General features: G+C 73.4%; 11 protein-coding genes and 1 tRNA gene. 9 read left to right on the top strand and 3 right to left on the bottom strand.

All coding sequences use genetic code 11. From position 1 onward, the window contains the following. Position 1 precedes the first annotated feature (1 nt). The 3 genes from AB0J67_RS13480 to AB0J67_RS13470 all read left to right on the top strand — a co-directional run bounded on the left by AB0J67_RS13480 (position 2) and on the right by AB0J67_RS13470 (position 3,118). Positions 2–469, top strand: coding sequence for a MarR family transcriptional regulator (locus AB0J67_RS13480; protein WP_363480940.1), 468 nt, complete (start codon positions 2–4; stop codon positions 467–469). Continuing rightward, the gene (locus tag AB0J67_RS13475) at positions 466–1,458 is read left to right on the top strand and encodes an NADP-dependent oxidoreductase (RefSeq protein ID WP_363480937.1); all 993 of its coding nucleotides are present in this window, start codon (positions 466–468) and stop codon (positions 1,456–1,458) included. The genes AB0J67_RS13480 and AB0J67_RS13475 overlap by 4 nt, the downstream gene beginning before the upstream one ends. A 124-nt stretch (positions 1,459–1,582) precedes the next feature. Beyond that, positions 1,583–3,118, top strand: coding sequence for an insulinase family protein (locus AB0J67_RS13470; protein ID WP_363480934.1), 1,536 nt, complete (start codon positions 1,583–1,585; stop codon positions 3,116–3,118). A gap of 37 nt (positions 3,119–3,155) precedes the next feature. Here the strand turns inward: AB0J67_RS13470 and AB0J67_RS13465 are convergent, their stop codons facing one another. Then, on the bottom strand, positions 3,156–4,103 hold the full coding sequence (locus AB0J67_RS13465; protein ID WP_363480932.1) for a DUF4190 domain-containing protein: 948 nt from the start codon (positions 4,101–4,103) through the stop codon (positions 3,156–3,158). A gap of 340 nt (positions 4,104–4,443) precedes the next feature. Between AB0J67_RS13465 and AB0J67_RS13460 the strand changes: the two genes are divergently transcribed. Then, positions 4,444–4,671, top strand: a complete 228-nt coding sequence (locus AB0J67_RS13460; protein ID WP_363480929.1) for a winged helix-turn-helix domain-containing protein — start codon at positions 4,444–4,446, stop codon at positions 4,669–4,671. A 51-nt stretch (positions 4,672–4,722) separates the two neighbouring features. Here AB0J67_RS13460 and AB0J67_RS13455 read toward each other — a convergent pair. Continuing rightward, a tRNA-Arg gene (locus tag AB0J67_RS13455) sits at positions 4,723–4,799 on the bottom strand. Between the two features lie 130 nt (positions 4,800–4,929). Beyond that, the gene (locus tag AB0J67_RS13450) at positions 4,930–5,874 is read right to left on the bottom strand and encodes an alpha/beta hydrolase (protein ID WP_363480926.1); all 945 of its coding nucleotides are present in this window, start codon (positions 5,872–5,874) and stop codon (positions 4,930–4,932) included. 244 nt (positions 5,875–6,118) lie between these two features. Between AB0J67_RS13450 and fxsT the strand changes: the two genes are divergently transcribed. From fxsT to AB0J67_RS13425, 5 genes are all read left to right on the top strand, one after another. Continuing rightward, positions 6,119–8,290: an FxSxx-COOH system tetratricopeptide repeat protein gene (gene fxsT, locus AB0J67_RS13445; protein WP_363480923.1), complete on the top strand. Its 2,172-nt coding sequence runs from the start codon at positions 6,119–6,121 to the stop codon at positions 8,288–8,290. Between the two features lie 138 nt (positions 8,291–8,428). Next, the gene (locus AB0J67_RS13440; RefSeq protein WP_363480920.1) at positions 8,429–9,085 is read left to right on the top strand and encodes a single-stranded DNA-binding protein; all 657 of its coding nucleotides are present in this window, start codon (positions 8,429–8,431) and stop codon (positions 9,083–9,085) included. A 197-nt stretch (positions 9,086–9,282) separates the two neighbouring features. Next, complete coding sequence (locus tag AB0J67_RS13435) at positions 9,283–10,821, top strand: cobyric acid synthase (protein WP_363480917.1); 1,539 nt, start codon at positions 9,283–9,285, stop codon at positions 10,819–10,821. A gap of 185 nt (positions 10,822–11,006) precedes the next feature. Further along, a complete protein-coding gene (locus AB0J67_RS13430) occupies positions 11,007–11,561 on the top strand; it encodes a hypothetical protein (RefSeq protein ID WP_363480915.1) in 555 nt (184 codons plus the stop codon). A gap of 71 nt (positions 11,562–11,632) precedes the next feature. After that, positions 11,633–13,006 carry a dipeptidase gene (locus AB0J67_RS13425; RefSeq protein ID WP_363480912.1) on the top strand — a complete coding sequence of 458 codons (1,374 nt, stop codon included), beginning with the start codon at positions 11,633–11,635 and terminating at the stop codon, positions 13,004–13,006. Positions 13,007–13,132: the final 126 nt, after the last annotated feature.

Below are 13,132 nucleotides of genomic sequence, written 5' to 3'. Positions count from 1 at the left end.
CATGACCCGCGTCCCGGACGAGACCGACCTCGACCTGCGCAAGCAGGTCTGCTTCGCGCTGTACGCGGCCAGCCGTGCGCTGACCGCGCTCTACCGGCCGGTGCTGGACCGGCTCGGTCTGACCTACCCGCAGTACCTGGTGATGCTGGTGCTGTGGGAGCGCGGGGACACCTCGGTCAAGGCGCTGGGCACGTCGCTCGAACTCGACTCGGGCACCCTCTCGCCGCTGCTCAAGCGGCTGGAGTCGGCCGGGCTGGTGACCCGGGCCCGCGACCCGCGCGACGAGCGCTCGGTCGTGGTCAGCCTCACCGCCGCCGGAGACCGCCTGCGCGAGCAGGCGACCGGCATCCCGCGGGCCATCGCCGAGGCCACCGGCGTGCCCGCGGACAAGCTCGCCGACCTGCGCGACACGCTGCGCATCATCACGCAGGCGGCCCACGCGGCCGCCGAGGACAAGGAGACGACGTGACCACCGGACGTGAGATCCACCTGGCCGCCCGCCCGCAGGGCGCACCCACCCCGGACGACTTCCGCCTCGTCGAGGTGGACGTGCCCGCGCCCGCCGACGGCCAGGTGAAGGTACGCAACCTGGTGATGTCGGTCGACCCGTACATGCGCGGGCGGATGAGCGACGTGAAGTCGTACGTGCCGCCGTTCCAGGTCGGCGCGGTGCTCGACGGCGGCGCCGTCGGCGAGGTCGTCGAGTCGGCCTCGCCCGACCTGAAGCCCGGCGACCTGGTGCTGCACGGCTACGGCTGGCGCGACTGGGTGGTCGAGGACGCCCGCCGCTTCCGCCGCCTCGACCCCGTCGCCCCGCCGAGCGCCTTCCTCGGTGTGCTCGGCATGCCCGGCCTGACCGCGTACGTCGGGCTGCTCGACATCGCCGCGATGAAGCCGGGCGACACCGTGTTCGTGTCCGGCGCCGCCGGTGCCGTGGGCAGCCTGGCCGGGCAGCTCGCCAAGCTCAAGGGCGCGGGCCGCGTGGTCGGCAGCGCGGGCAGCGCCGCCAAGGTCGCGTACCTGACCGAGGAGCTGGGCTTCGACGCCGCCTTCAACTACCGCGACGGCGACGTGAGCGGCCAGCTCAAGCAGGCCGCGCCGGACGGCGTCGACGTCTACTTCGACAACGTCGGCGGCGACCACCTCACCGCCGCCATCGCCCGCGCCAACCTGCACGCCCGGTTCGCGATCTGCGGCGCGATCGCCGGCTACAACGAGCCCGTGCCGGGCCCGAACAACATGATGATGCTGATCGGCAAGCGCCTGACCCTGCGCGGCTTCATCGTCACCGACCACGACGACCGCATGCCCGACTTCCTGCGCGAGGTCGGCGCCTGGTACGCGGCCGGCAGGATCAAGGCGCCGGAGACCGTCGTCGCCGGGCTGGAGCACGCCGCCGACGCGTTCCTGGGCATGATGCGCGGCGACAACACCGGCAAGATGCTGGTCACCATCTAGTCCCTGGACAGGGGCCGCGGGGCATCGCACGGCGTCACCGGTCACTAGGATGCCCCGCGTGACGAACACCGTTGCGACCGTGTCGCGGACGCCCGGCCTGCCCGCTCTGCGGGTCCGCTGAGCCGTGCTGCGTACCACCGAGGTCGACGGTGTCCCCGCGCTCGTCGCGCCGTCCTCCGGCGCGATGAGCGCGGGACTCATGTTCCGGGTCGGCCAGGCCGACGAGACCCTGGCCGGGCACGGGGTCACCCACCTGGTCGAGCACCTCGCGCTGCACGACAGCGGGATGGCCGACCATCACTACAACGGCGCGACGACCTCCGTCTACACCCACTTCCACCTGCGCGGCTCCGAGTCGGACGTGGTCGCGTTCCTGGGCCGGGTGTGCGCGTCGCTGGCCGACCTGCCGATGTACCGGCTGGAGACCGAGAAGGAGATCCTGCGCACCGAGAGCCGCACCCGCGGCCCGCTGCCCGGCCTGGCGCTGCGGCGCTACGGGGCGCAGGGCTACGGGCTGCCCGGCTGCCCCGAGTGGGGCCTGGCCCGGCTGGGCCCCGACGACCTGCGGCGGTGGGTCGCCCGCTGGTTCACCAGGCAGAACGCCGTGCTGTGGATCGCGGGCGCGGACATCCCCGCCGGGCTGCGCCTGCGCCTGCCCGAGGGGGAGCGGCGCGCGGTGCCGCCCGCCGCCGCGGTGCTGCCCCGGCTGCCCGCGTACTTCACCGGCGACGACACCGGGGTGCTGGCCAGCGCGGTGGTCCGGCGCAGCACCGCCGCCAGCGTCTACTCCGGAGTGCTCGAACGCGAGCTCTACCGAGACCTGCGGCAGGAGGGCGGCCACTCGTACACGGCCTCCTCGTCGTACGACCCGCGCGGCGACGGGTACGCCACGGTCACCGCGTACGCCGACGCGCTGCCGGCCAAACAGGACGCCGTGCTCGGCGGCTTCGTCGCGGTGCTGGCCCGGATGCGGCGCGGCGACCTGGACCCGCGCAGCGTCGCCGCCGTACGCACCAAGGCCCTGGAGAACCTGAACCACCCGGAGATCGAGGCGACCCGGCTGCCCGGCCACGCCCTCAACCTGCTCACCGGCCAGCGCCACCTGCCCGTCGACGAGCTGCGGGCGGAGCTGGACGCGGTCACCGCCGAGCAGGTGCACGCCGTCGCGGCCGAGGCCGCCGCCAGCACGCTGCTGCAGACGCCGCGGGGCACCGGCGCCGTTCCGGCCGGGTTCGCCGCCGCCCCGACGTCGTCGCCCGCCGAGGCCGCCGGCCGCCGGTACGCCCCCCGCGAGGCGGTCGCGGCCCGGCTCGTGATCGGACCGGACGCGGTGGGCATCACCCGCCCCGGATCCCGCATCACCGTCCGCTACCGCGACTGCGCGGCGCTGCTGGCCTGGCCCGACGGCACACGGCGGCTGATCGGGTACGACGGCGTGACGCTGCACCTGGAACCGGCGCTGTGGATGGTGCCGGAGGCGGCGCTCGCCGCGGTCGACGCCGCGGTCGCGGCCGACCGGCACATCCAGATGCCGCCCCGCGACCCGGACGCCGTCCCCCGGAACACCGCCGCCGTGCCCACCGGGCCGGTCCGCAGGCTCGTGGAGACCGCGGGCGCGCTGCTGCGCCGCGACCGGCCCGCTTTCCGCGCCCGGCCGTAGCGGGCGCCCGAGCCGCGCTGCCCGGACGCCCGCGCGATCAGTCCTTGATCGAGCCGGTGCGCGGCGCGGTGAAGGTCGCCACGCAGGTCACCAGGCGGTCGTTCTTGCGCCGCCAGCTCTCGTCGGTCGGGTAGAGGAAGTACGTGTCGACCTTCGGGTCCGCGGCCTCCTCGGGCGCGTACGACTCCAGCAGGTCGACGCACCGGTCCTCGGCCTCCTTCTGGATCGCTTCGAGGCCCGGGTAGGTGCTGCCGGTGAGCCGGAACTCGGCGTACACCTCGCCGTCGTGCGGCGTCGAGCACGGCACCACGGGCAGTGAGTCGATCTCCTCGTCGTCCTCCAGCTCGTTGAGGCAGTCGCCGATCCGCAGCGAGTGCACCGACGTGTCGTCGCCGGTGCCGGTGGTGCCGTCGGCCGGGGTGTCGTCGACGGCGATCGCGATCGCGACGGCGGTGCAGATCCCGGCCAGCCACAATCCGCTGATGACCAGACCCGCGACGGCCATGCCGCGGCCGGTCTGGTTGCGCTTGCGGATCTGCGACAGCGCGACGAAGCCGAAGACGACACTGAGCAGGATGCCGCCGAAGATGCTCAGCACCAGCGACGCGATCGCGAAGCCGTTGACCCCGCCCGCCCCGGGCGCCTGCTGCTGATAGGGCACCCCGTAGCCGGCCGCGGGGGTGGGCGGCGGCACGTCGTACGGCGGAATCGACTCGGGCGCGACGGCGTAGGACGGCGTCGTGCCGTACGGCGGGACGGACGTCGGCGGCGTCGTGCCGTAGGGCGGCTGCGGCACGCCGTACGGCGAGGGGGGCTGCGGCGGGACCGGCTGCGGCGGGACGGGGGTGTACGGGTCGACCGGTGCGGCGTACGGGGACGCGGGCTGGGCGTACGGGTCGGCCGGCGGGTAGGACGGCGTGACCGGCGGCGGCGCGAGCGGGTCCGAGTACGGCGCGGGGTTCTGGTCGGGTGAGGGGTAGGTCACCGCCGGAAGCTACCACCGACCCCCGTCGCTCCCGACCGGTCAACCGGAGCGTGACCGGTGCCCTGCCATGCATGCCGCATCGCAGGGCACCGGGCCGAGGTGGTGGGCGAGGTCGGTTGAACCACCTCGGCGGACGGGTGCTGGGGCAGACCGCAGGGTGCGAGCCATGGCTGCCCCAGCGTGAACCGTTCGGTGGTCGCCGAACCGAGGAACGGTCTCCTCGCAACCTACGTCAGTAACTGCTGTAGGTCTAGTCCTGATCGGAGTTACTTCACTGTCTGCGCTTGCTGACGGAGGTCGGGCGTGGTGTGATCGACGAGCCGAACCGAGGAACGTCACCATGCCTGTTGCGAAAGCCGACTACCGCAGGATCGCCGACGCGATCACTGAGAAGATCAAGAGCGGCGAGCTGTCGCCGGGGGACAAGCTGCCCAGCACCGCTCAGCTCGCCGACGAGTACTCCGTGAGTCCGGCGACCGTGTACCGCGCCGTGTCACTGCTCCATGACCGCGACCTCGTCATCGGCCACCCCGGCAAGGGAGTGTTCGTCGCGGGAGCATCCGCGTAGCCGATCCCGGCCGCCCGTGATCGTCCGCGCGCGTACAGACGATTCACAGATTGGTGCGCCCGGCAGGACTCGAACCTGCGACCTGAGGATTAGAAGGCCCCTGCTCTATCCAGCTGAGCTACGAGCGCGCGACTTGAAGGCTACCGTGCGGGACGGCCGGCGTGATCGGCTACCCGGCGGAAGTTGACCACGATCCTAGGGCACCGACACGCCGCCGAACACTGACTTAAGTTCATGATCAACCAGGTGCTGGGCGGGTCAGTGGAGGTGGGTGGTGAGCCAGCGGTCGGACTCCTCGAAGAACTGGTCGCGGGCGGGGCGGCGGGAGAGGGTGAGGTCGTGTTTGCCGCCGGGGACGCGGACCAGGGTGAGCCGGCGGCCGAGGGCGGGGGCCCAGCGCACGATGTGGTCCACGTTGAGCACGGCGTCGGCCTCGTGGGCCTGCTCCGACCACTCGCGCAGGCGGTAGGAGGCGGTCGAGCAGCCGACCAGGACCGGCACCTTGAGGTCCAGGCCCCGGTGCACGCGGCGCTGGCCGGTCCGGATCGCCTTGAGCCAGGCCACCCGGACCGGGAAGCCGATCACCGGCTTCCAGTCGACCCGGTAGTCCCACTCGCCGTCGTGGTCGCGGTGCAGGCTGCGGCCGTACAGGCCGGGCATCTTGAGCGGGATCACCCGGTAGGGGGCGCGCTGCGCCAGCGAGCCGACCGCCGAGACGGCCGGGCGGCGCATGAACCAGGGCGCGTTGATGTCGAGGAACGGGCTGTTGAGCCAGAGCCCGTCGACGATGTTCCTGTCCGCGCGGGCCTCGGCCCACAGGGCGGTGATCAGGCCGCCGGTGGAGTGGGCGGCGACCACGAGCTGGTCGTGGCCTTCCTCCTCGCGGATGACCCGCGCCGCCTCGTCCAGCTCGGGGAAGTACTCCGCCATGCTGCGGGTGAAGTTGGGCGTCTGGTGCGTCAGCAGGCTGCGGCCGTACTTGCGCAGGTCCAGGGCGTAGAAGTCGTAGCCGCGGGCGATGAAGAAGTCGGCCAGGTGCGTCTGGAAGAAGTAGTCGTTGAAGCCGTGCACGTAGAGCACCGCGCGCGTGCTGCTCCCGGGGGCCTTCCGGCTGACCAGCGTCGCGACGACCTTGCCCTGGTCGTCGTCGGGGAGTTCGATGACGCGCTGCGTGTACGGCTCGCCCAGGATGTCCGTCTGCACGGCGCCTATGTTACCGCGAGGTAGGCATCGGCCATAACAGATCAACTCCACGCTCGGGCGATGCCTGGCGACGATCCGCTCCTGTGCCGGATGCCGGATGCATCGCGTTGCCGCGCGGCCGGAGCCCGGCGCCGTTTTGTCCGTTGTATCGATGCCGTGTGATGTTGTGCCGGGTTGAGATGTTGGAGTGATGGGTTCGCATCAGTCCGGGCGTTCGGGTGCTGCCGGGCGTAGGTGGATGCCGATGGTGGTGGCGGTGTGGTCGGCTCCGTTGGCGACCCTGATCGCCGTGGCGGTGAACGCGGCGACCGAGGTCGAGGGCGGGTGGCCGGGGCCGCTGGGGTGGATACAGGCACATCCGTGGCGCTGGGCGGCCGGGCTGACGCTGCTGGCGGCACTGACGACGTTCGTGGCGTCCCGCTGGCAGCCCGGGGCGCAGGACGTCGGCGACCCGGGCGAGCACCGGGCGATGGCACCCGGCACGCCGACGGCCGCGGCGCTGTCCGGCACGGGCGTGGTCGGCCGGATCACGGGCGACACGGTCGACGTCGCTCGGACCATCCCGGAGCCGCCCCTGCCGACCTCCCCGCCGCCGGTGTTCAACCTGCCGGGCCGCAATCCGGACTTCACCGGCCGGGAGGACCTGCTGCGCGAGGTAGAGGCCGGTCTCGACGCCGGGCCGGTGGCCGTGGTCGCGGTACGCGGCATGGGCGGGATCGGAAAGACGCAGCTCGCGTTGGAAGTGGCCCACCGGGGCTGGGCGGCGGGCCGGTACGAGGTGGCGTGGTGGGTGCGGGCGGAGTCGCCGCTGACCGTCGCCGAGGACCTGGCGGCGCTGGCGCCCGGCCTGGGCGTGCCGGTGGTCGCCGACCAGGAGGCCGTGGTCGCCGGGGTGCGGGCGGAGCTGGCCCGGCGTGATCGATGGCTGGTGGTGTTCGACAACGCCCCGGACGCCGCGGCGGTGCGGGAGTGGCTGCCGTCCGGCCCGGGGCACGTGCTGGTCACGAGCCGGTCGCTGGAGTGGCGTGGGCTGGCGGGCGTGGCGCTGCGGTTGGCGCAGTTCACCCCGGCGGAGTCGGCGGAGTTCCTGACCCGGCGGACCGGGCAGTCGAATCCCGCGGTGCGCGAGCTGGCGCAGGAGCTGGGGTTCCTGCCGCTGGCGCTGGCGCAGGCCGCCGCGTACATGGAACGCCACGACGGGCTGTCGGCAGAGCGCTACCTGGCGCTGCTGCGTGACCGGCGTAACGCCGGCCGGCTGCTGGCACAGGGCCTCGACGGCTACCCGGCGAGCGTGGCGACCACGTGGCTGATGCACTTCGAGTGGCTGGCCGAGCACGCGCCGGCGGCACTGCAGCTGCTGCGGTTCTGCGCGTTCCTGGACCCGGACGACATCAACCTCGGGCTGCTGCTGTCGACGCCGGCACCGGACGGTCCGGCGGGCGAGCTGTGGCGGGCGTGCCGGTCGCCGCTGGACCTGGAGCAGGTGGTCGGAGATCTGCTGAGCACCGCCCTGGTGACCCGGGTGGCCGACGACCGGGTGCGGATGCACCGGCTCGTCGGCGAGGTCACCCGCCACCAGCTCGCCGCGAGCGGCGCAGACCGGTACGACAGCTGGGCGGTGCTCACGGTGGCGGTCCTGAGCACGGCCGTGCCGGACGGGCCGTCCGAACCGGCGGCCTGGCCGGTGATGCTCGACCTGGCGCCCCACCTCGCCGCCGCCACCGAGCTGGCACCCGCCGCCGCCGCCACCGCGACGGCGTTGACGCAGCTGGGGCAGTACCTGGCGGGCCGGGGCGAGTTCACGGCGGCCCGCGCCCGCCTGCGACGCGCGCTGACCATCAACGAGGCCGTGCACGGGCCCGACCATCCCGAGACGGCCGTCGCCCTGGGCAGCCTCGGCCTCGTCGAGCGGGAGCTGGGTGAGCCGGCGGCGGCCCGCGCCCACCTGCGGCGCGCCCTGGCCGTCTTCGAGGCCGAGTACGGGCCGGATCACCCGCAGGTGGCGATCACTCTGGGCAACCTGGCCACGGTCGAACACGAACTCGGTGAGCCGACGGCCGCCCGGGCCGGGCTGCAGCGCGCCCTGGCCATCAGCGAGGCTTCGTTCGGGCCCGACCATCCTCAGGCCGCCGTCATTCTCGGCACCCTCGGCATCGTCGAACACGAGCTGGGGGAGCAGACGGCCGCCATCGCCACGCTGCGGCGCGCCCTGGCCGTCAACGAGGCCGTGTACGGACCGGACCACCCCAAAGTCGCCGTCACCCTGGGCAACCTCGGCATCGTCGAACACGAGCTGGGAGAGCAGGCCGCCATCGCCACGCTGCGGCGCGCCCTGTCCATCCTCGAGGCTGCCTACGGGCCCGACCACCCGCACGCGGTCGCCACCCGTGACAACCTGCGGAGCATCGAGGCGTAGCCGCCCTAACAGATCAACTCCATGATCAGGCGGTTATCCCCAACCGCACCGTCGTCCACAGGACGGGCGTCGCGGCGGTGGAACGCGGAGCTCGCACGGCGCACCCTCTGCGATGTCGGACATCGAGAGGAGAAGGCAGTGTTCGATACGAACATCACCATCGTGGGCAACGTGCTGACCGCGCCGGAGTGGCGGCGGACCAGCCAGTCCGGGCAGCTGGTGGCGAACTTCAAGGTGGCGTCCACCGCCCGCCGGCTGGACAGGGCGAACAACCGCTGGGTGGACGGGAACAGCCTGCGGGTCCGCGTCAACTGCTGGCGGCGGCTCGCCGAGGGCGTGTCCAGCTCGATCATGGTGGGCGACCCGGTCGTGGTCGTCGGCCGGCTCTACACCCGCGACTGGATCGACGAGGAGGGCCAGCGCCGGGTGATGTACGAGCTGGAGGCCGTGGCGGTCGGGCACGACCTGTCGCGGGGCCGGGCGAAGTTCGCCCGGACCAAGCCGAGCACCGCGATCAGCGCCGTCGAGGACCCGGCGGCGGAGCTGCGGGTCGGCGGTGAGGCGACCGTGGCCGCGCCCGACCTGCGCGTCGGCCCGGACCCGAACGACCCGCTGTTCGCCGAGGACGACGACGCGTCGTTCGGCGGGGCGTTCGACCTCGACCCGATCGCCTCGCTGCGCGGCGGCGGCCTGCAGGCCGAGCTGGTCAGCGGCGAGCAGGACGAGGACGACGAGGAGGACGACGACCTCGACGACGAGGCGACGGCGCTGGCCCGGGTGCCCGTCGCGGCCTAGACCCTGGGGAGGGGACACCTCCGGCCCGCCACTCATCCCCGCTGACGCGGGCCGGAGGTAGCGGAACGCGGCTCGACCGCCGGGTTCCGCGGGGCGGGGCGACCGGCGGGCGCACTGGGGAGGCCGGTCGCCCCGGGCCCTCCGGCACGTTGCGGCGTGTCGGAGGGCACACCTCGCGCTCACCTAGGCTGGGAGACATGAGCGGGATCTTGATCGCGGGCACGACCTCGGACGCCGGCAAGAGCGTCCTCACCGCCGGGGTGTGCCGCTGGCTGCACCGACGCGGCGTGCGGGTGGCCCCGTTCAAGGCGCAGAACATGTCGAACAACTCGGCGGTCGTGGTGGACGCGCAGGGCCGCGGCGGCGAGATCGGCCGCGCGCAGGCGTTGCAGGCGGTGGCGTGCGGGCTGGAGCCGCAGGTGCGGTTCAACCCCGTGCTGCTCAAGCCGGGCAGCGACCACACCAGCCAGGTCGTGCTGCTGGGCCAGGCCGTCGACCACATCGACGCGGCGAACTTCCGGCGGCTGAAGGCCACCATGTCCGGCGCCGCCTTCACCGCGTACGACGAGCTGGCGCGGGAGTACGACGTGGTGGTCTGCGAGGGCGCGGGCAGCCCCGCCGAGATCAACCTGCGCGACCACGACTACGTGAACATGGGCCTGGCCCGGCACGGGCGGATGCCCGCGATCGTGGTCGGCGACATCGACCGCGGCGGCGTGTTCGCCGCGATGTTCGGCACCGTGGCGCTGCTCGACGAGGCGGACCAGGCGCTGGTTGCCGGGTTCGTGGTCAACAAGTTCCGCGGCTCGCGCGAGCTGCTCCAGCCGGGCCTCGACATGATCGAGGCGGCCACCGGCCGGACCGTGTACGGCGTGCTGCCGTTCGATGTGGACCTCTGGCTCGACGCCGAGGACGCGCTGGCGTACGGGCGGGTGCTCGGGCGGCCGGGCCCGGCGCGAGGCGGGGAGTGGCTGCGGGTCGCCGTGGTGCGGCTGCCGCACATCTCCAACGCCACCGACGCCGAGGCGCTGGCCTGCGAGCCCGGGGTGAGCGTGCGGCTGACCGTCGAGCCGGGCGAGCTCGCCGACGCCGATCTGGTGGTGCTGCCCGGCACCAAGGCGACCGTGGACGATCTGCGCTGGCTGCGCGAGACCGGGCTGGACCGGGCGGTGCTCGCGCACGCGGGTGCCGGCAAGCCGCTGCTGGGCATCTGCGGCGGGTTCCAGATGCTGTCCGAGCGGATCGACGACGAGGTGGAAAGCCGCCGGGGCGAGGTGCCGGGGCTGGGGCTGCTGCCGGTGCGGATCGCGTTCGCGGCGGACAAGACGCTGGCCCGGCCGGCCGGTCAGGCGCTCGGCGCGGAGGTGCGCGGCTACGAGATCCATCACGGGCGGGTGGCGTACCGCGACGCCGGGCTGGCCCCGCTGATCACCCTGCCGGGCGGGGAGACCGAGGGTGCGGTCGCGGGCCATGTCTTCGGCACGCACTGGCACGGCGCGTTCGAGTCGGACGAGTTCCGGCGCCGGTTCCTCACGCGGGTGGCGGGGCTGGCCGGGCGGCACGGCTTCGTCGCCGCCCCGGACACGAGCTTCGCCGCGCTGCGCGAGGCCACCGTCGATCGGCTCGGCGACCTGGTCGAGGAGCACCTGGACACCGACGCCCTGTGGCGGCTCGTCGAGAAGGGCGCCCCGCCCGGCCTGCCGTTCCTGCCGCCCGGCGCCCCGGCGCTCGCATGAGCGGGCACCGCGAGCGGATCGCGGCGCCCGTGCCGCCGGCGGACGACGGGCCCGTCCGGGAAACGGCGCGCCCGCCGCGGGACGCCGAACCAGGGCCGCCGTCCGAGCCGCTGCGTCCGGGTGCCGAGCCGGCGGAGCCGTCCGCGTCGCGCCTTCACGGAGGAAGGCCGGGGGAGCAGGGACGCGTGGCCCGAGAGGACGTCGGCCTGGTGCTGGCGGCCGCGCCGAGGCTGGGGCGCACCAGGTTGGTGCTGGTCGACGGGCCGAGCGGGGCCGGGAAGACCTTCTACGCCGCAGGGCTGGCCGAGGCGCTCGCCGAGGTCGGGCTGAGCGTGGCGACGGTGCACACCGACGACCTGCTCGACGGCTGGGACGACCAGTTCACCTACTGGTCGCGGCTGGACCGGCAGGTGCTGACCCCGATCCGGCAAGGGGCGCCCGGCGGCTACCACCCGTACGACTGGCACCTGCGGCGCTTCGGCACCGAGTGGACGGCGGTGTGGCCCGCCGACGTGGTGATCGTCGAGGGCGTGGGCTGCGGCCGCGCCGAGGGCCGGGCCTGGGCCAGCCTCACCGTGTACGTGCACGCCCCCGCCGCCGTACGCCGGGCGCGCAGCATCGTGCGCGACGGGCCGTCGATGCAGCCCGTGCTGCGCGAGTGGCGCCGCCGCGAGGCGATCCACTTCGCCGCCGACGCCACCGCCGCCCAGGCCGACCTGCGCATCGACGGGTCGGCCTGAGCCGACCGCGGCAGCGGGTGAACGGGCAGGTCGCCGTGCGGGTGTCCGGGTGCCATGACAGGATCATTTTCATGACGACCCTCACTGTTGATCAGCTGCGCGCTGCGATCGAGCGCGAGCTGCCGGGGGTACGGGCCGACCTCGAGGCGCTCGTACGCATCCCCGGCATCGCCTTCGACGGCTTCGACTTCGCCCCGCTGGAGCGTTCGGCCCAGGCCGTCGCCGAACTGATGCGCGGTGTCGGGCTCGACGTGCAGGTCAGCCGGATCGGCGACGGGCACCCCGCGGTCATCGGCCGCCGCCCGGCCCCGCCCGGCGCGCCGACCGTCCTGCTCTACGCCCACCACGACGTCCAGCCCGTGGGCGACCTGAGCAAGTGGGAGTCCGAGCCGTTCGAGCCGACCGAGCGCGACGGCCGCCTCTACGGCCGTGGCGCCGCCGACGACAAGGCCGGCGTCATGGCGCACATCGCGGCGCTGCGCGCGTTCGGCTGCGGCACCGACGACGACCGGCTGCCGCTCGGCGTGGTGGTGTTCGTCGAGGGTGAGGAGGAGTTCGGCTCCGACTCGCTGCCCGGCCTGCTCGCCAAGCACAAGGAGGAGCTGGCCGCCGACGTCATCGTCATCGCCGACTCCGGCAACTGGGACATCGGCGTGCCCGCGCTGACCACGTCGCTGCGCGGCATCGTCAACAGCTTCGTCGACGTGCAGGTGCTGGAGTCCGCAGTGCACAGCGGCATGTTCGGCGGCGTGGTGCCCGACGCGCTGACCGTGCTGTGCCGCCTGCTCGCCACGCTGCACGACGAGAACGGTGATGTGGCGGTGCCGGGCCTGGTCAGCGGGCAGGCCGCGCCGCTGGACTACCCGGTGGAGCGCTACCGCGCCGAGGCGGGCGTGCTCGACGGTGTCGAGCTGATCGGCACCGGCCGCATCGTCGACCGGATGTGGACCAAGCCGTCGCTGTCGGTGCTCGGCATCGACGCCCCGCGCACCGCCGAGGCGCCGAACGCGCTGGTCCCGTCCGCGCGCGCGAAGCTGAGCATGCGGCTGGCGCCCGGCGACGACCCGAAGTCGGCGTACCAGGCGCTGATCGCGCACCTGGAGAAGCACGTGCCCTGGGGTGCGAAGCTCAGCTTCGAGTTCGAGCACGACGGCAACCCGTGCGTCATCGACGCCACCGGCAAGTACTTCGACGCGGCCCGCGCGGCGTTCGCCACGGCGTGGGACGGCACCGAGCCCGTCGAGATCGGCGTCGGCGGCTCGATCCCGTTCATCGCGACGTTCCAGGAGATGTTCCCGGACGCGTCGATCCTGGTCACCGGCGTGGAGGACCCGCACGCCAAGGCGCACGGCCCGAACGAGAGCCTGCACCTGGGCGAGTTCGCGCGGGTCTGCCTCGCCGAGGCCCTGCTCCTGCACAACGTGGCCGCCGCCGCAGCCGCCTGACCACCGCACCCACCGCCCACCGTCCCGCCCCGACCGGCGCGGGGCGGTGGGCGGCCCCGTTCTGCCATAGACGTGGGGCGAGAAGTATTTCGAATTTTGGTTTTGGTGTGAAACAGATATGGCCAC

This window comes from Catellatospora sp. NPDC049609 (assembly GCF_040675365.1).
GTDB lineage: Bacteria > Actinomycetota > Actinomycetes > Mycobacteriales > Micromonosporaceae > Catellatospora.
This window is presented reverse-complemented; position numbering and strand designations above follow the sequence as displayed.

Coding starts and splice junctions, on each gene's coding strand:
- AB0J67_RS13480 (WP_363480940.1), top strand. CDS start 2: ATGACCCGCGTCCCGGACGAGACCGACCTCGACCTGCGCAAGCAGGTC.
- AB0J67_RS13460 (WP_363480929.1), top strand. CDS start 4,444: ATGCCTGTTGCGAAAGCCGACTACCGCAGGATCGCCGACGCGATCACT.
- fxsT (WP_363480923.1), top strand. CDS start 6,119: ATGGTGGTGGCGGTGTGGTCGGCTCCGTTGGCGACCCTGATCGCCGTG.
- AB0J67_RS13435 (WP_363480917.1), top strand. CDS start 9,283: ATGAGCGGGATCTTGATCGCGGGCACGACCTCGGACGCCGGCAAGAGC.
- AB0J67_RS13425 (WP_363480912.1), top strand. CDS start 11,633: ATGACGACCCTCACTGTTGATCAGCTGCGCGCTGCGATCGAGCGCGAG.